This window comes from Vreelandella zhaodongensis (assembly GCF_013415115.1).
Taxonomy (GTDB): Bacteria; Pseudomonadota; Gammaproteobacteria; order Pseudomonadales; family Halomonadaceae; genus Vreelandella; species Vreelandella zhaodongensis.
Window position 1 is genome coordinate 56,736 of the sequence record NZ_JACCDD010000007.1, and the last position, 19,704, is coordinate 76,439.

The window sequence follows — 19,704 nt, forward strand, 5'->3', positions numbered from 1 at the left end:
GAAAAGACCGCCTTCAGAAAAGTAGTTTTTAGAAATGCTGCGGAGTTATCCGCGGGTTGCCCTTTATCTGGGGGCCGCTTGCAGCATTTCAAGGTTTTTTTCTGCTCTAAGCCTACCTTTTTGTTAATTCGCTTTTTGACTGACGATAACCATCGCCGGGCGAACAAGGCGGCCGTTCAACAAGTACCCCTTCTGCATCACTTCCATGACGGTATTGGGTTCAAGCTCGGGGTTCGGCACCATGGCCATTGCTTCATGAACTTGAGGGTCAAAAGGCTCGCCCTGGGGCTCAATGCTTTCAACGCCAGACTTAGTGAGTGCGTCCAACTGCATTTTCAAGGTCATGGAGACGCCTTCACGGTGGGCGTCAGATGCGCCTTCCTGCATGCTCTCAAGCGCTTTTTCCAAGCTATCAACCACGGGCAGTAGATCTTTAACAAATTTCTCTAAGGCAAACTTACGCGCTTTTTCAGCCTCTTGTTCGGCCCGGCGGCGCACATTCTGTGCTTCGGCCGCAGCCCGCAGCGCTTGATCTTTAGCTTCCGCCAAGCTCTGTTCAAGCTCTTCTACCTGGGCGGCTAGCATATCGGCTTCAGGATTACCTACGCTGCCTTCTAGTACCGCTTCATCGTTAATCAACCCGTCTAGCTCATCTTCTACCAAGCGCTCTTCAGCGGACTGCTCGGAGACTTCTGCCTCTTGCTCTTGGCGGGCCAGCTCGTCTTCCAATGGGGTTTGCGACTCTTTTGCCATGCTTTGCTCCTGAAATATGCAACGGTGGCGTCAACATCCACCTTGGTTAAGTAGAGAGTATTAACCACGTATGAACGCTATATGGGGGTCATAAAAGCCATCTCAAGAGGGGCATTGAAGTGAGTTATCGACTACTGTATAAAACAACAACCATTGGACAAGTATCCAGCTTCTGTGCCGCACCGCCTCAGGAGGCCCTATGCTTACGCAGCTAGCGATCCAAGACTACGCTATCGTTGACCGCCTTGAGCTCGACTTAACTCACGGAATGACTGCTATTACCGGGGAAACTGGGGCTGGCAAATCGATTTTGCTCGGCGCCCTTGGCTTATGCCTGGGTGAACGCGCCGATGCAGGCAGCGTGCGCCACGGTTGTGAACGCACTGACCTTTCCGCCCGCTTTGACATTCAACGCTTGCCCGCCGCTGCTGAGTGGCTTACTGCCCGCGAGCTACCTGCGGAAGAGTGCTTACTGCGTCGAGTAGTCACCGCTAGCGGTCGCTCTAAAGCCTGGATCAATGGCCACCCTGCCACCATCGCTGACCTAAAATCGCTCGGCGAACAGCTGATTCAAATCCATGGACAGCATGCTCATCAGGCACTCATGCGTGAAGAAACCCACCTCGCCCTGCTAGATGATTATGCCGGGCTACGTGAGCGTAGCCAGCAGTTGGCCGAAACCTTCCGCGAGTGGCGCAGCGCCCGGCGGCGATTAAAAAAACTCAGCGAAGAAGGCAGTGAAGTTGAGGCAAAGCGGCAACTGCTGCGCTACCAAGTAGAAGAATTAGATCAACTGGGATTGGCAGAGGGTGAGCTGCAAACGCTAGAAGAAGAGCAGCATACCCTCGCCCATGCGGAAGAGACGCTGCGTGAAACCCAGTTTGCCGCCGACTGCTGCGCGAGCGATGAAGGTGGCGCTCTGTCGCTGCTAAACCAAGCCTATACCCATTTAAGCGCCCTGCCTGGCAGCGATAAAGGCACGTTAGCCAATACCTTGGCCATGCTTAGCGATGCGCGCATTCAAGTAGAGGAAGCCTCCAGCGAGCTTAGTCGCCTTGCCAGCACTACCGAACTTGATCCTGAACGCTTGGCTTGGGTGGAAGAACGGCTGGGCGATGTCCACCGTATTGCCCGCAAGCACCACGTTGCCCCGGAAGAGATTTGCGCACTCCACGCCCAGCTAAGCCAGGAAGTAGCTCAGCTGGAAGCCAGCGACGACGATTTGGAATCATTAAGCAACCAAGTCGTCGACTGCCGCGAACGCTACCGCAGTGATGCTAAGCAACTAAGCGAGGCGCGACAAAAAGCCGCAGCACGCTTGGGTAAAGATGTACAACAACAGTTGGCGTTCCTAGCGATGGGAAAAGCTCGCTTTGAGGTCGCGGTCACGCCTCGTGAGACACCTACAGCGGAAGGCCTGGACCACGTCCAATTTCTGATTAGCGCCAACCCCGGCCAGCCCGCTAGACCGCTCACCAAAGTTGCATCGGGTGGCGAACTGTCGCGCATCAGTCTCGCCATACAAGTCGTCGCGGCCTCACACTCAACGATTCCAAGCCTGGTATTCGATGAAGTCGATGTGGGTATCTCGGGAGCAACAGCCGAAATCGTTGGCCAACTGCTGCGTAAGCTCGGTGAAAACGGTCAGGTAATGACGGTCACTCACCTCCCCCAGGTCGCCGCCCAGGCGCACCAACACCTGCATATCGAAAAACGCGCCAAACGAGATAGCACACTTACCCATATGGCACTGCTGGATGAACAGGGGCGCATTAGCGAACTCGCCCGCATGCTTGGTGGCGTGACGCTCTCAGACCAAACACTCGCCCACGCCCGCGAAATGCTGCACGCCAGTCAGCGCCCACCACACTGAGCTGCCAAAAAGCACCCATTTAGCAACATCCTTAAGCAAAACACCCCCTGAGCACCAGTGAACATTCACTCGTACTCAGGGGGTGTTTTGTAGAGCGCGACAGACTATTTCTTATTTGTGGGGCCACTATCCTGGCGCGTTACATCCGACCCACGGGGGCGTACGTAAAGCACCAAGGCATGGTCCACTAGCTCGTAGCCGTGCTCTTCAGCAATCTCTTGCTGGCGACGCTCGATGATGTCATCAACAAACTCGATGATTTCACCGCTCTCCAAACACACCATATGGTCATGGTGTTCTTCTTGAGTCATCTCGAATACCGCGTGGCCACCATCAAAATTATGACGGATCACCAAGCCTGCTGATTCAAACTGAGTCAGCACGCGGTAAACGGTAGCCAAGCCAACATCCTCGCCCGCATCAATCAGTGTTTTATACACTTCTTCTGCGCTAAGGTGGTGTTGACCCGAAGCATTTTCGAGAATCTGCAGGATCTTGACGCGCGGCAGGGTCACTTTCAGCCCGGCTTTGCGTAGTTCATGGTTCTGATCGGCCATGGTTGCTCTTCGCAGTAACAGGTTAGGTCGGGTATGATCGACCGAAACCACGATAGTGAAGAACAGGCTCAAATGCAAAAATTGACTCGTATCATTACTCTTTCCGTTGCCCTGACCGTTGTTAGTGGCTGTAGTTACGTTGGCGTTTACAAGCGCGACATCCCCCAGGGCAACCTGGTGACCCAGGATATGGTCAGCCAGTTACAGCCCGGAATGACGCAGCAGCAAGTCACTTATGTGATGGGACGCCCACTGCTCGAGGCACCTTTCGACACACGCCAGTGGGACTACGTCTACCGTCTCGACAAAGCCTATGCGGGTGTCGAGCAGCGGCGAGTGACGTTGACCTTTGACGACATGGGGCGTTTGATCAACGTTGCACAAGAAGGCGATTTATCCGGCGACCTACCCGTCAGCACCGAGAGCGGCCCAGGCCCAGCAGTCGAAGGCGCTGATCCGCTAGATGCGATGCCAACGCCCACACAGCAATCACCAGGCACCCCAACTCAGCAAGCACCGGTGGGAGGCGCGCCTGCCCAGCAGGCACCAACGGGCGGCGCACCTGCTCAAACAGCACCTACGTCAGACAATGCCCAAGAAAGCCAGTCAGTCATCATGACCGACTAAGGCGATTAACCGCTTGCCTGGCGCTTGGCACGCTCCAGGCGAGCGGCTTTTGGATCGATTTGCAGCGGACGATACACTTCGATGCGATCGCCAGCTCGCAGCGTTGTGCTTTCCGGATGGCGTAACGCCTTGCCAAAAATACCCAGCGGTGCCTGCTCAAACGTAGTACTGGGTATTTCGGGAAACAGGCTCGAAAGGTTCGCCAACGCGACCGCCTGACGCGCAGTGGTGTCTTTATGCACCTCAACGGCTACCAATCGCTGTTTATGAGGAAGTGCAAAAGCCACCTCGACAGTAAACGCATCAGCGGCCATATAGTTCGTTGGCGCGCTTCGTGAAGGCATCGACAAGCTGCCCTGCAATTTGCTGGAATAGTTTACCAAAGGCCATACCGAGCAATCGGTTGGCGAACACGAACTCCATTTCCAAGCTTACTTTGCAAGCATCTTCTCCCATAGGAATAAACAGCCAGCGCCCTTTCAGCTGTTTAAACGGACCTTTCACTAGCGAAAGCTCAATCCGTTCCGGTGCGTACAAGTCGTTACGAGTGGTGATGGTTTGCTCGACGCCCGCACGCCCAAGGGTCATCTCGCCAATCAGGTGTTCGTCATCGCGCTGTAACAAACTCGCTCGGCGACACCCTGGCAAGAACTCGGGATAGCGTTCGAAGTCGTTGACCAAATCGAACATTTGTTGGGGGGTGTGCCGCACCAAGGCGGTACGATTAACGGTTGGCATTGACCTCTCCGCTGACTTCACAGTGCCCAAAGCGTATCATGGGAAACATTTTTGTAGACCTTGAATGGTATCACGCCTCCCCACATAACGAAGGGGGTGCTACTGACAGATCAATGATGAGGTTCCATGGCCACTAAGAAAGGTAACAGTAAGGGCTCCAGCAGCAGCGTTATTGCCCAAAACAAGAAGGCTCGATTTGAGTACCATATTAACGAAACCTTCGAGGCAGGCCTGGTACTCGCTGGCTGGGAAGTAAAAAGTCTACGCGCTGGTAAAGCGCAGCTCACCGACACCTATATTTTGGTTCGCCACGGCGAGGCTTTCTTACTGGGCAGCCATATCATGCCCCTGAACACGGCAAGCACCCACGAGATCGCCGACCCTACGCGCACTCGTAAGCTGCTATTGCATCGTAAAGAGATCGCCAAAATCTTTTCGATCACTCAAGACAAAGGGCATACCTGCGTGCCCCTTAAGCTCTACTGGAAACGCAACAAAGTGAAGTGTGAACTCGCACTGGTGACCGGTAAGCAGCTGCACGATAAACGCGCCACCGAAAAAGATCGCGACTGGAGCCGTCAAAAAGGCCGGATTATGCGGGAACATAACAAGGCATAGCTGGTCATTGGAGTGTGAGCACGTTAGAATACTCACCTGTAATAAGGGGGCGACATGGTTTCGACGCCGGTGACAACCCTTGCGGTGCATGCCGAGAGCGTGATGTATCTCGTAAATCCCACATCACGAAAAATAGTCGCAAATGACGAAAACTACGCTCAAGGCGCGCTAGCAGCTTAAACTGTTAGCTTCTTGTCTGGCCCCAAGGTGATGTGCCTATTCATCGCTAAGGGGATACGAGCTAAAGCTGATAGGACCGCGGTTGTTGGTGTCTTCTCATCAACCGTTAAACTTTAGAAGGCTCGTGTGGCTGAATCCTGATCGTCGGAGTCAGTCACATTAAAGCAAATGACGAAATCTAAGCATGTAGAGCCAATAGGCGAGTGCTGGCGGACGCGGGTTCAATTCCCGCCGCCTCCACCACCTTACTATACAAATCAAGCACCTACGGGTGCTTTTTTTGTTTTCTTCACCTGAGTACCCGGCAAAGGAAACCGTGCTCGCCACCCTACATTCATCGGCGGCGAGTGCTTGCCCTATTCAATCCCACAACATAATCACCGGTGAGGTTCCGCTCATCGAGTATCGGCTGATTTCCCAAAACACCGTACAAGGCTCGTTTAAATCCCGCGTAAATTCATAGCAGTGATGGGTAGAAAACTCCGATAAACTCAATTAAAGGGGTTGTCTGAATAAAAGAGCCATAGCTTCGCTGCTAGCCACCTCTTAACCATCTTCAAGTTAGACACTTATAACAACAACGGTAACTTTCTTCGAAAGGGACTTTACTTGAGAGAACGTGCATGTCGAATGATCATCTTTATGACAGTGCGCCGTGGACACAATTTTATGACACGGCACAAAACGCCATAAAAGGCTCAGCCCAAGCGCAGGAACACCGTTTCCCCAGTATCCCCGCAATGCTAGTGGCGGCGGCGAACAATTTTGGACCCAACACTGCCTTTACGACCTGCATGCCAAACGGCATGAACGGTCAGCTCACTTACCAGCAAGCAGATGAGCTGTCCGATGCGTTTGCGATTTACCTGCGCGAAACGTTGAGCCTTAAAAAAGGCACCCGAGTGGCAGTGCAAATGCCGAACTGTCTGGCCCTGCCGGTGGCAATTTTTGGCATCCTGAAAGCGGGCTGTGTGCTGGTCAATGTGAACCCACTGTACACTCGCCGAGAAATGGAGCATCAGTTCAATGACGCGGGCGCACAAGCGCTGGTGATCATGGATATGTTTGCCGATAAGCTGGAAGATATTCTGCACAACACGCCAATCAAGCACGTCGTAATAACCTCCGTCTCCCAGTGGTTTTCGCCGGTGGTTCGCAGCGTATTGAATGCGGTGCTGACGTACTGGAATAAAGCCATTCCCAAACACTCACTTAATGCCACCCTACTCAGTCACGCCATTCAAACCGGCAAAACCATCCAGGCCGAACAGGGGATTGATGTGGCGAGTTACTGGCAGGATCTCACACGTGAAGACACCGCCCTGTTGCAATATACGGGAGGCACCACCGGCGTAAGTAAAGGGGCTGAGCTGATCCACGGCAACCTGCTAAGCAACCTGGAGCAGGTTGACTCAGTTGTCGGTAGTCATATAGAGACCGGTAAAGAGTGCGTTCTCACCGCGCTACCGATCTATCACATATTCGCGTTCACAGTGAATTTGTTAGCGTTTTATAACAAAGGGGCGCACAACGTTCTGGTGCCAAGCCCCCGACCTATTCAAAACTGCCAACGGGCTTTTGATAACTACCCGATCTCCTGGATATCGGGTGTTAACACGCTGTTCAATGCCTTGCTGAACGAAGAGTGGTTTACGGTGTACCCGCCAAAGAGCATGAAAGTGGCTATGGCTGGCGGCACCGCCCTGCACAAGTCAGTAGCAGATCGCTGGCGCAGCGTGGTCGGCTCGCCGATTGCGGAAGGCTACGGCCTGACCGAAAGCTCGCCGGTCATCTGCTTTAACCCAATTGGACATGAGCGAGCTAATAGCATCGGCATTCCTGCGCCGTCTACGGAGGTGCGCATCGTCGATGAACAGGGCGTAACGGTACCACTGGGTGAGCCTGGGGAGATCATCGCACGCGGCCCGCAAATCATGAAAGGTTATTGGAATAACTCTGAAGAGACGGCGAAGGCTTTGAAAGACGGCTGGTTGTACACCGGCGATATCGGAACCATGTCGGAAGATGGGCATTTCCATATTGTAGACCGCAAGAAAGACATGATTTTGGTCAGCGGTTTTAACGTCTATCCGAACGAAGTAGAAGACAGCATTGCGCGCTTGCCGCAAGTACAAGAGTCTGCGGTTATCGGCGTACCAGACGAGCAAACGGGCGAGGCGGTGCATGCCTATGTTGTCCTGCGCGAACAGGGGCTAACCGCACAAGATATCATTCAGCACTGTAAAACAGAGCTGGCATCCTACAAGGCGCCAAAGAAGGTGGTGTTCTGGGATGAGTTACCGAAAACCCCGGTCGGGAAGGTGTTGCGTAAAGAAGTTCGCGCCACCGTGCTGAGCAATCAAGCAGCGGCTAAACAACAATAAGTACTTGGCCACGGAGTTAAAGCACTATGTTAAGTCCATTGGAAGAAAGTTTATTGTCGATCATGATGGTGATCATTATGTTCGGCATGGGAGCCTCGCTGACCTTTAAGGACTTCAAGCTCTCCATGCGCCACCCCCAGGCCATCGGCGTTGGCTTTTCATCACAATACTTGCTGATGCCATTTATTGCCTTTGCCTTAGCGCGCCTACTCAATCTAACGGTTGAGCAAACGGTCGGCTTAGTATTAATGGGCTGTATGCCCGGCGGCACAACATCCAACATTTTTGCGTATTTTTCCCGGAGCTTGCTCAGTCTCAGCATCATGATGACCATCTGCTCAACACTGGCAGGCTTTATACTGGTGCCGTTGTGGATGGAGTTTTACACCCAAGGTATTGATGATGCCTTCCGTATTCCACCAGATCAGATTGCACGCTTGTTATTTGTATTGTTAATCCCGACGCTACTGGGCATGTGGTTACGGCGTAAAAACGCCAATATTGGCGCAGTGATCGAGTTGATGGGAGGAGTACTCGGCGCCGTAGTGATTGTGTTCCTGGTCGTTACATGGGCACCGCGTAACTGGCGCCTACTGATGGAAACCAGCTGGCAAGTGTATGCCGCGGTTATCCTACTGGGACTGGTTGGCTTCTTATTTGGCTACTTGTTCTCGCGCATTCTTAAGTTGAACCCACAGAAAGCACGGACAGTGTCTCTTGAAACTGGTATCCAAAACGGTCCTCTGGCCGCGTTAATTGTCATCATGACCTTTAGCGGCGAAACACAGCAGTTGATTCTACTGATTCCCGTCATGTACTCCTTGTTTATCGTGCTGAATTCTACCTGGGTCACGGTACTTTATCGTAAGTGGACCAAGCAGGAAGAGTTGGCCCGCGACCAAGCAAAGGTCGAACCATCGTAAACGAACATTTCGGTTGCAAGCGGAGCTGACGCCAGCTCCGCTGTTTTCGATAACCACTGACTATTTTAAGCTTGTAACGAACGGAGCCCCATTAAGATCGTACCGTTACATGCAATATCGTTAACCTATTAAGCGTTCGATCAATAGATGGTAAAGCGGTATACCCAGCATGACATTGAGAGGAAAGCTAATGCCTAACGCTGCCAGCATGGCAAGACCAATGTTGGCTTGCGGAATAGCAGCACGCATGGCTGCGGGCGCAGCAATATAAGAGGCACTGGCCGCCAACGCAGCAAGAATCACGACAGAACCAACCGGCAGCCCCAGCGCCACACCAACAGCAATGCCTAGCAATGACAGTACGAGCGGCGTGATCAGCGCGAACGTTACCAGACGCCAATGGTGCCACGGCATTGGGCGTAAGGTTTGTGCTGCAGTTAGCCCCATTTCCAACAGAAATAACGCTAATACGCCTTTAAATGCACCGGTAAACAGCGTCGTAACTTCATCTCCTTGAAAGGGGCCGTAGAGCGTGCCAATCACCACGCCGCCTGCCAGCAGAATGACACCTCGGTTAGTTAACGTTTCATGCCAGAGCTTGCTAGTGCTTTCTTTGACAGCCGCCCCTTGGTAGCGCCTAAAGAGTGCAATCGCCACCATAATCGCGGGTAATTCCATAGCAACGAGATAAAGCGTCACTTCACTGCCCACCACCAATTGTCGAGCCTCAACATACGCCAGAGCGACCGCAAAGGTACCTGCACTCACCGAGCCATAATGAGCGGCAATACTCGCGCTATCAGCGGCGGAAAGGCGCACCCAACGCCGCAGCACTGGCATCAGCATCAGTGGTATGAACGCTGACAACAGCGCGACTCCTAACAACTCTGGCACCAGCCCCCAATGTATGTTGCCGTGCAGCGCCATCCCCCCTTTCAAGCCAATGGTTAACATCAACAACAGACTAAGGGTGTCGTAAGTGGCTTTGGGAACCTGCAGGTCTGACTTCACCGCCCCTGCAATGAGTCCTAATAGGAAAAACATCACCACAATATCTGGCATCACAGCAGCTCCCGAAAAGTTAACAGAGGCTGCATTCTGCGAGCGGTGTCACGAGATAACTAATAATATATACAAAGAAAAGCATAGATAATTATCTATTCACACTGCTTATTACTTTGCTTGGGAGCCTGCACTACAGTGAATATTCGCCATCTAACATTTAGATTATTACAGGTATACGTGACCACCGTTCGCTGCGGCTCTATCAGCGAAGCCGCACGCCAGCTTCACCTGACACAGCCAACGGTGTCACAACAGCTTAAACGTCTCAGCGAAGCGGTAGGCAGCCCTTTGCTGGAGCACCATGCTCAACGATTAACAATGACGGCCACTGGCCAAGCGTTGTATCAAGCCAGCCGCGACGTACTGGGGCGCTTTGATGATTTCGCTGATCAGCTAAGTGATTTACAGCACGGCAGCAAAGGTCGCTTTAGCATCGCCCTTGTGAATACCGCCCAATACGTGCTGCCACGCCTACTAGGCCCTTTTAGCCAAGCGTTCCCAGACGTGGACGTCACGGTACATATTGGTAATCGCCGCCAGGTATTGGCACGCTTTGAGCGCCAGGAAGACGACTTATACGTATTTAGTCATCCACCTGCACTCGCCCATGCGGTCGCCGCGCGCTTTATGCGGAATCCCCTAGTCGCTATTGCCGCCGCAGACCACCCTCTCGCACAGCACTCAACCATGACGATGGAGCAGTTGTTAAGTGAACGCTTACTCCTGCGAGAACCAGGCTCCGCCACGCGTATGCTGCTGGAAAGCTGGCTCCAAGAGCATGGCCTGACAATGCAGAAAACACTACAGATGGCCAGCAACGAGGCAATTCGTGTAGGCGTTGCCGCCAATATGGGCGTTGCTGTGTTATCAGAGCACGTTTTGCCTCATGAGCATCCTGATCTGGTGGTTTTACCCGTTCAGGGACTGCCTATTGAAAGTCACTGGCAATTTATCGTGCGTAACGATCAGCGCCTGCCCCAGTCGGCCCAGCGTTTCTTGCATTATGTTCACGACCACCTAAGCCACTGGATTGAACCACGTTTTGTGTGTAACGAATTAGATACTCTATTGAACGCTTACCCGACGTTTCCCTTGCGGGGATAGGACTTTGATAAATTGACTTGCAGACCCAGAGAGCCCCGCTAATGTTTGTAGCTTACGGTTGGGATAACGCCCAAGTGAACACCAGAAGAGAGTAGATAGCATGCTGTATGGAATAAGTTTACTCGTTGGTATCGTACTATTAACGCTGGGGGGCGAAGCTCTCATCCGTGGCGCTGTCGCCGGTGCTAAACGAATGGGGATATCTCCGCTGTTAACAGGCCTCGTAGTCGTTGGCTTTGGTACATCTTTCCCCGAGCTGGTGGTTTCCATTGATGCAGCCATTCGCCAGCAGCCAGATATTGCCATTGGCAATATTGTGGGTAGTAACATTGGCAACATACTGCTAATTCTTGGCCTTTGCGCGGTCATTTTCCCCATGTCCGTACAGCCGCTAGCACTAAGACGCGACGGTGTTGTGGTCGTCGGTGCTAGTCTGCTATTTATTGTTCTGGCTTGGAGTGGCGCCCTGGGACGCTGGGATGCGGCAATATTGCTAGCCGCGTTAACGGCTTATCTTATTTGGGCATATCGCACTGAACGCAATCAGCCACTTCCAGCGACGGAAATGCACAGCGCAGAAGCAGAGGAGCTCACTGCCATTCCAAGCTCAACAGCCATGACAGTTATGGCGCTTATTGTGGGGCTTGCTATGTTGATCGGTGGCTCACAGCTCTTACTTTATGGCGCCATTGGCTTAGCCCAAGCCATGGGTATTTCCGAAGCAGTGATTGGCCTAACGATTGTCGCGGTGGGCACTTCGTTACCCGAAATGGCGGTTTCAGTGATTGCGGCGCTTCGCCGCCACGCCGATGTTGCAGTCGGAAATATTCTGGGCAGCAACATTTTCAACCTTTTGGGCATTCTGGGCATATCAGCTTTTCTACAGCCCCTGCCTATTGCCGAGCGAGTAAGTCAGTTTGACCAATGGGTAATGCTGGGTGCAGCAGGCGTATTGCTACTGTTTCTCTATACGGGAATGCGGCTTTCTCGCTGGGAAGGCGCAGCCCTACTGGGCGGCTATGCAGCCTACCTTGCGTTAAGTTTTACAATCTTCTGAGGAATTAGCTGTGCAGATTGCTACCCTTGGTCCTAGCGGCAACAATCATGAATTAATCACCCTGCGCTATTTAGCGAAGCATGGTCAGCCATCCACGAACCTTCATCTTTTCGAACAGTTTGAAGAGGCGTTTGAAGCGCTGATTGAGGGCCAAGTGAGCCACGTGCTCCAGTGCAGCGCCCACTTTTCCCACAGCGATTGCGTAGGCTACTATATGCACCGCGCCTATCCGGTCGATGTCTTTATTGCAGGTAGTAAGCCTCTGGCGTTAGTTGCCCAGCGCAGCATTGCCACACCCCGCCACGTAGCTATTCAACCAGCTACCCGCCACTACGCGGATTTAAGCGGCTTTGGCAACATTATCGAGGCACCCACGACGGTTGCAGTGGCAGAAGGTTTGCTAGCGGGTACCTTTGAGGCAGGCATTTGCGCTGAAGAGATAGCGATTCAAGCACCTGAGCAGCTGAAGCTGGTGCAGTCGCTGGGGCCTGCGCTAGATACCTGGGTGGTGTATTCCACCACCCCGTTACCGGCCACGTCGCCGTTGCTTTTAAACCATGCGCCATTAAACGAGAAAGATAACAGCCGCGCCCGCCACCACTAATATTACGCGAAACCAAATGGCTTTACGGGCAATGACGCCAAACGAAATAGCCGTTAATCCAGCGGCTATTTTTAATCCATCGAGCAGAGCGCCCGTTGGATTAAAAGCAAGCCGGATAACCTCTGGGTTCGCGACCATCGCCAGCGGAATAATGTACAGTCCTATCCCAAGGGCCATGGCTTTAAGCGCTACCTTCAGCCAATTTTCCCCCACCATTCCAGCCGCGATAAACACCCCGCCACAGACAGGCGGCGTAATCGTTGAAAGCAGCGCGTACCAAAACACAAACAGGTGCGCCAGCAACGGCTCTAGTCCGAGTGATATTAGCGCTGGCCCCGCCACCGACACACAAATCACATAGGCTGCGGTTGTCGGTACTTCCATTCCCAAAATCAGGCAGGCAAGTGCGGTTAAAAGCAATGCGGGCCATAGTAGGTCATTTGAGAACGCTAAGATGCCCGACGTGATCTTTACGCCAAGGCCAGTTAACGAAAGCACACCAATGACGAGTGACGCACAAATAATAATCGAGCCAATGACCGCAATTTGCCGCCCAGCAGTAACAACCGCTTCTGCTAGACGGTTCGCAAAATTGGGCAGTGAAAAACGAAGTGTTACGTCAAATAGTAACAATACGACCCCTGCGAAAATTGCGATGCTTGCTGCATACTGAGGCGTATACCCACCATGAAAGATCCGCTCCAACAGCAGTACGAACGGCACCGCAAAAAACAGCGATGTAATAAGCACTTCCTTGGCACTAGGACGCTCACTGGCATCTACCGGCTTCAGGTCATGGTGAGTCGCATAAGCGTTAATCCCCACCCATACCGTTAAAAAATAGAGCACGGCGGGCAGCGTCGCTGCTGCCATGATCTGGGTGTAGGGCGTACCGGTCAGCTCGACCATGACAAACGCCCCAGCTCCCATCAGCGGTGGCATTATTTGCCCGCCTGAAGACGCCACTGCCTCTACCGCGCCAGCAAAGGAACGCGGGTAGCGCAAACGCACCATAGAAGGAATCGTAATTGCCCCAGTAGAGGCTACATTCGCCGAAGCGGAACCTGAGATTGACCCCATCAGCGCCGACGAAATCACCGATACCTTCGCCGCACCACCGGTTAAACGCCCAGCAACCGCACTGGCCAAGTTCATAAAGCCTTGGCCAGCCTCACCGGCATTGAGCACCGCGCCAAAAATAACGAAAATGGCAACGACACCGACGCTTACCCCGGTCAGCGAGCCCCATAGTCCCCCTTCCGCAATCGTCAATGACCCCACCATGCTTTGCAGCGGCAAACCTGGGTGACCAAAAGCCCCCGGCACATACTGCCCGAAAGCCCCATAAAAAAGCGCCAGTAGCGCAACCGATGGCAGTGGCCAACCTATCGCACGCCTTGCTGCCTCCAGGGCAAGCATGATTAGGAAAAGCCCAATCGCCATCTGTAGATGGGTATCAATAAAGCCATACTGATTCGCAAGTGCTGCTTCGTTAAACGCGATGTAGGCGCAAGCAGCGATCCCCAACAGCGTTAACCCCCAGCCGCTAATACGCTGAAAAGGGGTTTTGGCCATATAAATCAGCACCCAAGGCAGCAGTAACGCCATATGCAATGGCCTGCTCACCAGGGCGGGCGTTAAACCATAAAAAATAAGCCCTAAATGAAACCCAACACTAATGACACCTAACACAATCCAACCAGGAGATGCCGTCGCATTAGGTATCGCGTTATCAGCCGTCTGAGACGAAGAAAGAGCATGCATGCCGAGTTGCCTATCCCTATAAAACAACGCAACGGCCTACAGACCGTTGCGTATCACCAATACCAAAAAGCACTGCTAAGGCAGCCTTTATCGAAGATCGTCAGGCACATCGACTCCCGCTTCTTCATAATAACGCAGCGCACCTGGGTGCAGCGTACCCGTCATATTACTCAGCATGTCTGGCGTGATACTGCTCCACCAAGCCGTTTCTTCCGCCATAGTATCGCGGCGCTCCCAGAAGGTTTTGGTTAAGGTATACGCGGTATCGTCAGCCATTTGTGTGGTTGTATAAGCGATGACGGGTAGTGACGTGGTTTGTACATCCTGCTCCACACCTGGGTACGTGCCGCCAGGAATCGTCTGGCGAGCAGCACCTGTTTGCGCTATCTGCTCATCGCTAAAGCTGACCAGGGTGATCGGCATGCTGGCAGCCGTTTCAATAACGTTAGGTGTTGGGAAAGAGCTAGCCGTCACAAAAGCATCAATTTGGCCATTTTTTAATGCATCCGGCCCACTCCCAATGGATGCATCAGCAATACGTACTTGCTCTTCCAACCCAAACAACTCTAGGTATCGAGTGGCTTCCCGAGCACCAAAGGTGCCGCGGCCGATTAAGATGTGCTTACCTTCCAACGCAGCCATATCAGTCACGCCGTCATCGCCAGCGATCACAAAATGCATGGTGATTGAGGGGATAGGAAATAGACCGCGAATTTCTTGGAAGCGAGGATGCTGACGCTCGGCAAAAGGCCCTTCCCCTGCCATTGCTTGCTCGACTAAGGCAGGCGGCGTAGTGAATACATAATTACCTTGCCGGGCCATTACCTCCATAACATTCTGCACCGAGCCCTGACTCTCTTCTAACGTCAGGATAATGGCATCGTCAGTACCCTGGCGTACTGCCTCAGAGAGTTCAACGCCCATCTGGTAATAGGCGGTTCCTGCCGATGCTGATTTATAAGTTACTCGTGTTTCTGCTTGTGCTGTCATTGCAGAAGCGGCAAGGGCTAGCGCAGCGGCCGTTACACCTAACGTGCGACGCAGGGGGCGAATTGAGCAAAGCATATAAGTTCCTTAACGTGTCCAGTGGCCGACTATGCGGCCTCATTTTTATTAGAGAAAGCAAGTGCCAAGCTGCCTGCTCGGCGTTACTAACATATCACGCTGGCGCATGCAGCTGTACAGCCTCTAGATGTTGAGTAGCCTTAACTAGTTGCATCAGCGTCCTACCCGTAACGTATCGCCTACTCCGTTTTTAAAAAATTAGCATTAACTAAAATAATAGCTTCTAAAAAAAGACTTAATGGGCGGATTATTGGCGGTTTTCATTCGGTTTAATTCCATATTGCACTGCAAAATAGCTTGTTAGAATTAGCGCGCTAATTTCCCTTCCCTTCCGATGCTTATAAGGAAAAACATACCATGTTGACGTTGCACGACGAACCTGGCCAGCGACGAGTTTCTCGTTGCTGGCTTTTTTTGTCAGCGGCCTTGCTACTCTGCGTTAGCCCTGCCGCCTTCGCTGTCACCGGCGATATTGATTTAACTTCTTCAGCCGTTGGTTTTTTTGCAGTCGCCGTCTTTATCTTGGCTTATGCCCTCGTTATGGCTGAAGAAAAAATCCATATGCGAAAATCCAAGCCTGTACTTGTGGCCGCTGGCATTATTTGGGGACTCATTGGCTGGGTGTATGTCCAAAACGGCATGTCGGAAACGTCGGAACATGCGTTTCGCGTGACGCTGTTGGAGTTCACCGAGCTAATGCTGTTCCTGCTAGTGGCCATGACGTATATCAATGCCATGGAAGAGCGTCGGGTGTTTGACGCACTACGCTCCTGGATGCTGCGCAAGGGTTTTAACTACCGCAAACTATTCTGGCTAACGGGGGGGCTCGCCTTTTTGCTCTCACCGATTGCGGATAACTTAACAACAGCACTGCTCATGTGTGCCGTGGTCACAAAAGTGGCCGAGGGCGATCAGCGCTTTATTAATCTTGCCTGCGTTAACATCGTAGTAGCCGCTAACGCTGGCGGTGCTTTTAGTCCGTTTGGCGATATCACCACGCTAATGGTGTGGCAGGCAGGACTTATCCAATTCCAAGAGTTCTTTATTCTATTCTTGCCGTCTTTGGTTAACTTCTTGATACCTGCCATCATCATGAGCGCATTTATTAAAGATCAGAAGCCAAGCAGCGTTTATGAGGACGTTTGGCTAAAGCGCGGCGCCCGTCGCATTATCGCGCTCTTTCTACTCACGATTACGACTGCCGTCATGTGCCACACACTCCTGCACTTACCGCCTGTTTTAGGCATGATGACGGGGTTAGGTTATCTGCAGTTTTTCGGCTACTACCTACGGCGCAGCCTTCCCCGCTCCATTGAACGCAAGCGTGAACGCTACAGCCGCCGGGGCGATAATAGGAAGCTTGAACAGCTGGGCAGTGTCGTGCCGTTTGACGTTTTTAACCGCGTTGCACGGGCAGAGTGGGACACGCTACTGTTTTTCTACGGTGTCGTCATGTGCGTGGGAGGCCTGGGGTTTATGGGCTATCTTGGGCTGCTGTCTGAGGCGCTTTACGTTGGCTGGAACGCTACGTGGGCCAATATCGTGCTTGGCGTTGTTTCCGCTGTGGTGGATAACATCCCCGTCATGTTCGCTGTTTTAACCATGCAGCCGGAGATGTCCCACGGACACTGGCTGCTCATTACGCTAACCGCTGGCGTGGGCGGTAGTCTGCTTTCGATTGGTTCAGCAGCCGGAGTGGCGGTTATGGGGCAAGCGCGCGGTGCTTATACCTTCATGGGTCACTTACGCTGGTCACCGGTCATTTTTCTGGGCTACATTGCCAGTATTCTGGTGCATATGTGGCTCAATGCCAGCAGTTTCACCCAGTTTGGCTAATATAATTTAACTAAGCTGCCATTTATCCTGAGCGCAGGCAGCAAGCTGCTTGCGCTCAGTCACTAATACACTTCGAATAAGTACTCAATGGGCGTTGGCCTCCCAAATAGGTACCCTTGGTAACGGTAGCAGCCATGGCCCTTCAACCAATCTAATTGCTCTTTTTTCTCGACGCCTTCAGCCACGACAGTTAAGCCAAGGCTTACCGCCAGCAAAATCGTGGTGTCCACAATCGCTGCATCCGTTTTATCAGTCAACAACTCACGCACAAACGATTGGTCGATCTTCAACTCATCTAACGGCAGCCGCTTTAAGTAGCTTAGCGATGAATAACCAGTGCCAAAATCATCTAACGCAAAACGAACACCTTGGGCACGTAGCTTCAACATGGTGTTACGTACCCGCGTCGGTTCACTCATCAGCAGGCTTTCCGTCACTTCCAATACCAAGCGGTTGGCTGGCGCTTGGGTCTGCGCCAACAACTCCTCTACTTCACGGACAAAATCAGGCTGCTGAAACTGCACTGAACTCACGTTAACTGAAATAGTCAGCGCGGAATATGTTGGCTGGCGTGACCATTTTGCCAATTGTTCGCAGGCTAATCTGAGCACCCAATAACCAATGGGGATGATGAGCCCGTTCTCTTCTGCGATTGGAATAAAGGTGCCTGGTGGAACCCAGCCTCGCTGGGGGTGATACCAGCGTAAGAGTGCTTCAACGCCTGTAGTAACGCCTTGGTGATCTACCTGAACTTGGTAATGCAGCGCCAGCTCGTTATGCGCTAATGCTTGGTGTAAATCTTCCTCCAGACTGGCTCGCTCAAGCACGCTGGTTTGCATGTCCATATTAAAGAATCGCAGCGTATTACCCCCTGCTGTTTTTGCTTGCTGCAGCGCTAGATCCGCCTGCTGCAACACGCTGTTCATACTTTGCCCCGATCCATTAAATAGTGAAATGCCTATACTGGCACTAATTGGCAAAGCTCGATCAGCTCGCAGCGTAGAGATCCCCTCCAAGAGCTGTCGAGCAATGCGCTCAGCGCCTAATGCTGCTTCCTCCGGCTGCTCACCCACTACGGTTAGTAACACAACAAACTCATCACTACTGAAGCGCGCGACAGTAGCTTCCTCTGGCAGTTGTCGCTGTAGCAGATCCGCTACATTGATCAATAGCTGATCGCCACTTTCATGACCTTGTATATCATTCACTAATCTAAAACCATCTAAATCGATGATAAATATGGCACTTAAAGCTATTATGCTACTGTCTTTTTTGGTAAGTTCTGCTAAAGACTCCATTAAAAGACGACGATTTGGCAGACCTGTTAATGCATCATAAAACGCTAGGCGGTGCGTTCTTGATTGCATTTCAAGATACTCAGTGAGCTCTGTGGAAATTCCACACAAGCACGGTTTTTCGCCTGACGTCATCGTGAGCGGCATCTTAATTGAAAGAAAGGTGCGCATCTGCTTTTCACCCTGAAGAACGCTATGTTCTTCGATAGTGACCTTCTTTCCAGAGTTTAAAACATTTTGGTCAATTTTTTTGATGGCAGCAGCGCTGGTGGCATCTAAGAAATCATCGTCACACTTCCCAATAATGTCTTCGGCTGGCCGATTAAACAACTCACTTATGCGACGATTTACGTAACGATATTTAAGTGAAGGCGACTTAATATAAATATAGGCATCAACACTATCGAGAATAGTCGTTAGCAGTGCTTCATTAGTATTTAACTGCTCTCGATTGATGGATACCCGACGCTTAAGTAGTACATTAGCGCCCAATGCTAAAACCAGCAGAAGACAAAGTGCACTAATACTCCACCATAGCCATAGAGGTATTAACTGAGATGAGCTTGACTGACCTTTCCAGGCTCGTAATGTATCAAAATAAATAGAGTCGTTGTCCTGCTTCCAACGAATAAGGGTGTCATCAATGCGCTCGAGTATCTCCTCAGACAGCATAGGTGACGCCGCATAGAAAAGCCGAGCGGGCTGAAAGATAACAGACGTTTCATGTAAGCCATAATCATCCGCTCGCCAGTCACCGAACAGATGATTAGCGGCGACCAAATCCGCTTCACCGTTGGCAACGGACTGAAAACCTTCCGCAAAACTACTTACTGAAAGCCATGTTACGGTGATGTCAAACCGGTTAGTCACCGCAGCTAAATAACTTTGTTGGACAGACCCTTCCACGACAGCAATACGATGCTGCTCAAGGTCAAAAATAGCGTCAACCTCAATATCCTCGCGCTGGTAAAGTTGCGACCAGCTATGCATCACAGGCTCTTCGTGGAAGGACAAGCGCTGTGCACGCTCTTCGCTCCAGGCAACATCAGGCAATAGGTCTATTGCCCCTTGCTCTAACAGGCTAAGGCAGTGCTGAAACTCACATTGAAAGCTGGTCAATTGCCACTGCTCTTCTTTGGCGATTGCCTGTAACAGATCGCCCAGCATCCCTCTTGGCTGCCCCTGATCATCGGCAAAAAGCTTCGGAGGGTTGTGATATACCCCTATCGTCAACGTTTCCGCCAGCAAGTGCGTTGGCATT

General features: G+C 52.0%; 17 protein-coding genes and 1 other RNA gene. 10 read left to right on the plus strand and 8 right to left on the minus strand.

The annotated features are described in order from the left end of the window. Positions 1-123: 123 nt before the first annotated feature. The gene (gene grpE / locus HZS79_RS12895) at positions 124-753 is read right to left on the minus strand and encodes a nucleotide exchange factor GrpE (RefSeq protein ID WP_162218789.1); all 630 of its coding nucleotides are present in this window, start codon (positions 751-753) and stop codon (positions 124-126) included. A 199-nt stretch (positions 754-952) separates the two neighbouring features. On the opposite strand from grpE, the gene recN reads away from it, so the two are divergent. Continuing rightward, on the plus strand, positions 953-2,626 hold the full coding sequence (gene recN / locus HZS79_RS12900) for a DNA repair protein RecN (RefSeq protein WP_179928086.1): 1,674 nt from the start codon (positions 953-955) through the stop codon (positions 2,624-2,626). Between the two features lie 104 nt (positions 2,627-2,730). Here the strand turns inward: recN and fur are convergent, their stop codons facing one another. Next, the gene (fur, locus tag HZS79_RS12905) at positions 2,731-3,183 is read right to left on the minus strand and encodes a ferric iron uptake transcriptional regulator (RefSeq protein ID WP_162218787.1); all 453 of its coding nucleotides are present in this window, start codon (positions 3,181-3,183) and stop codon (positions 2,731-2,733) included. A gap of 33 nt (positions 3,184-3,216) precedes the next feature. On the opposite strand from fur, the gene HZS79_RS12910 reads away from it, so the two are divergent. After that, positions 3,217-3,810, plus strand: coding sequence for an outer membrane protein assembly factor BamE (locus HZS79_RS12910; protein WP_371829573.1), 594 nt, complete (start codon positions 3,217-3,219; stop codon positions 3,808-3,810). A 5-nt stretch (positions 3,811-3,815) separates the two neighbouring features. Here the strand turns inward: HZS79_RS12910 and HZS79_RS12915 are convergent, their stop codons facing one another. Continuing rightward, positions 3,816-4,124: an RnfH family protein gene (locus HZS79_RS12915; RefSeq protein ID WP_162218786.1), complete on the minus strand. Its 309-nt coding sequence runs from the start codon at positions 4,122-4,124 to the stop codon at positions 3,816-3,818. Next, positions 4,114-4,548: a type II toxin-antitoxin system RatA family toxin gene (locus tag HZS79_RS12920; RefSeq protein WP_162218785.1), complete on the minus strand. Its 435-nt coding sequence runs from the start codon at positions 4,546-4,548 to the stop codon at positions 4,114-4,116. The genes HZS79_RS12915 and HZS79_RS12920 overlap by 11 nt, the downstream gene beginning before the upstream one ends. Before the next feature lie 126 nt (positions 4,549-4,674). Here HZS79_RS12920 and smpB point away from each other — a divergent pair, with 126 nt between their 5' ends. The 4 genes from smpB (at position 4,675) to HZS79_RS12940 (ending at position 8,653) form a co-directional block, all read left to right on the plus strand. After that, on the plus strand, positions 4,675-5,166 hold the full coding sequence (gene smpB / locus HZS79_RS12925; protein ID WP_162218784.1) for an SsrA-binding protein SmpB: 492 nt from the start codon (positions 4,675-4,677) through the stop codon (positions 5,164-5,166). A gap of 45 nt (positions 5,167-5,211) precedes the next feature. Then, positions 5,212-5,589: a transfer-messenger RNA gene (ssrA, locus tag HZS79_RS12930) on the plus strand. A 380-nt stretch (positions 5,590-5,969) separates the two neighbouring features. Further along, entirely contained in the window at positions 5,970-7,730 is a 1,761-nt protein-coding gene (locus tag HZS79_RS12935) for an AMP-binding protein (protein ID WP_179928087.1), read from the plus strand. A 26-nt stretch (positions 7,731-7,756) separates the two neighbouring features. Continuing rightward, on the plus strand, positions 7,757-8,653 hold the full coding sequence (locus HZS79_RS12940; RefSeq protein WP_162218768.1) for a bile acid:sodium symporter family protein: 897 nt from the start codon (positions 7,757-7,759) through the stop codon (positions 8,651-8,653). A gap of 120 nt (positions 8,654-8,773) precedes the next feature. On the opposite strand, the gene HZS79_RS12945 is transcribed toward HZS79_RS12940, so the two are convergent. Continuing rightward, positions 8,774-9,715 carry a sodium-dependent bicarbonate transport family permease gene (locus tag HZS79_RS12945; RefSeq protein ID WP_162218767.1) on the minus strand — a complete coding sequence of 314 codons (942 nt, stop codon included), beginning with the start codon at positions 9,713-9,715 and terminating at the stop codon, positions 8,774-8,776. A gap of 138 nt (positions 9,716-9,853) precedes the next feature. Here HZS79_RS12945 and HZS79_RS12950 point away from each other — a divergent pair, with 138 nt between their 5' ends. From HZS79_RS12950 to HZS79_RS12960, 3 genes are all read left to right on the plus strand, one after another. After that, complete coding sequence (locus HZS79_RS12950) at positions 9,854-10,822, plus strand: LysR family transcriptional regulator (protein WP_162218835.1); 969 nt, start codon at positions 9,854-9,856, stop codon at positions 10,820-10,822. A gap of 100 nt (positions 10,823-10,922) precedes the next feature. Continuing rightward, positions 10,923-11,879 (plus strand): calcium/sodium antiporter, encoded by a 957-nt coding sequence (locus tag HZS79_RS12955; RefSeq protein ID WP_179928088.1) that lies wholly within the window; start codon positions 10,923-10,925, stop codon positions 11,877-11,879. A 10-nt stretch (positions 11,880-11,889) separates the two neighbouring features. Next, positions 11,890-12,483, plus strand: coding sequence for a hypothetical protein (locus HZS79_RS12960; RefSeq protein WP_162218765.1), 594 nt, complete (start codon positions 11,890-11,892; stop codon positions 12,481-12,483). On the opposite strand, the gene HZS79_RS12965 is transcribed toward HZS79_RS12960, so the two are convergent. Then, positions 12,445-14,247: a TRAP transporter permease gene (locus HZS79_RS12965; protein ID WP_179928089.1), complete on the minus strand. Its 1,803-nt coding sequence runs from the start codon at positions 14,245-14,247 to the stop codon at positions 12,445-12,447. The two genes, HZS79_RS12960 and HZS79_RS12965, sit on opposite strands and share 39 nt — an antisense overlap. An 87-nt stretch (positions 14,248-14,334) precedes the next feature. Next, positions 14,335-15,312, minus strand: coding sequence for a TAXI family TRAP transporter solute-binding subunit (locus HZS79_RS12970; RefSeq protein WP_162218763.1), 978 nt, complete (start codon positions 15,310-15,312; stop codon positions 14,335-14,337). A 357-nt stretch (positions 15,313-15,669) separates the two neighbouring features. On the opposite strand from HZS79_RS12970, the gene nhaD reads away from it, so the two are divergent. Beyond that, entirely contained in the window at positions 15,670-17,148 is a 1,479-nt protein-coding gene (gene nhaD, locus HZS79_RS12975; RefSeq protein WP_162218762.1) for a sodium:proton antiporter NhaD, read from the plus strand. Positions 17,149-17,210: 62 nt separating this feature from the next. Here nhaD and HZS79_RS12980 read toward each other — a convergent pair whose 3' ends face one another. Continuing rightward, positions 17,211-19,703 carry an EAL domain-containing protein gene (locus tag HZS79_RS12980; protein WP_246311474.1) on the minus strand — a complete coding sequence of 831 codons (2,493 nt, stop codon included), beginning with the start codon at positions 19,701-19,703 and terminating at the stop codon, positions 17,211-17,213. Position 19,704: the final 1 nt, after the last annotated feature.

What these genes read in the sequence shown, in the direction of transcription:
- HZS79_RS12910 (WP_371829573.1), top strand. Translation starts at nt 3,217, where the DNA reads ATGATCGACCGAAACCACGATAGTGAAGAACAGGCTCAAATGCAAAAA.
- HZS79_RS12955 (WP_179928088.1), top strand. Translation starts at nt 10,923, where the DNA reads ATGCTGTATGGAATAAGTTTACTCGTTGGTATCGTACTATTAACGCTG.
- smpB (WP_162218784.1), top strand. Translation starts at nt 4,675, where the DNA reads ATGGCCACTAAGAAAGGTAACAGTAAGGGCTCCAGCAGCAGCGTTATT.
- HZS79_RS12970 (WP_162218763.1), bottom strand. Translation starts at nt 15,312, where the DNA reads ATGCTTTGCTCAATTCGCCCCCTGCGTCGCACGTTAGGTGTAACGGCC.
- HZS79_RS12920 (WP_162218785.1), bottom strand. Translation starts at nt 4,548, where the DNA reads ATGCCAACCGTTAATCGTACCGCCTTGGTGCGGCACACCCCCCAACAA.
- nhaD (WP_162218762.1), top strand. Translation starts at nt 15,670, where the DNA reads ATGTTGACGTTGCACGACGAACCTGGCCAGCGACGAGTTTCTCGTTGC.
- grpE (WP_162218789.1), bottom strand. Translation starts at nt 753, where the DNA reads ATGGCAAAAGAGTCGCAAACCCCATTGGAAGACGAGCTGGCCCGCCAA.
- HZS79_RS12915 (WP_162218786.1), bottom strand. Translation starts at nt 4,124, where the DNA reads ATGGCCGCTGATGCGTTTACTGTCGAGGTGGCTTTTGCACTTCCTCAT.
- HZS79_RS12965 (WP_179928089.1), bottom strand. Translation starts at nt 14,247, where the DNA reads ATGCATGCTCTTTCTTCGTCTCAGACGGCTGATAACGCGATACCTAAT.
- recN (WP_179928086.1), top strand. Translation starts at nt 953, where the DNA reads ATGCTTACGCAGCTAGCGATCCAAGACTACGCTATCGTTGACCGCCTT.
- fur (WP_162218787.1), bottom strand. Translation starts at nt 3,183, where the DNA reads ATGGCCGATCAGAACCATGAACTACGCAAAGCCGGGCTGAAAGTGACC.
- HZS79_RS12980 (WP_246311474.1), bottom strand. Translation starts at nt 19,703, where the DNA reads ATGCCAACGCACTTGCTGGCGGAAACGTTGACGATAGGGGTATATCAC.
- HZS79_RS12940 (WP_162218768.1), top strand. Translation starts at nt 7,757, where the DNA reads ATGTTAAGTCCATTGGAAGAAAGTTTATTGTCGATCATGATGGTGATC.
- HZS79_RS12945 (WP_162218767.1), bottom strand. Translation starts at nt 9,715, where the DNA reads ATGCCAGATATTGTGGTGATGTTTTTCCTATTAGGACTCATTGCAGGG.
- HZS79_RS12935 (WP_179928087.1), top strand. Translation starts at nt 5,970, where the DNA reads ATGTCGAATGATCATCTTTATGACAGTGCGCCGTGGACACAATTTTAT.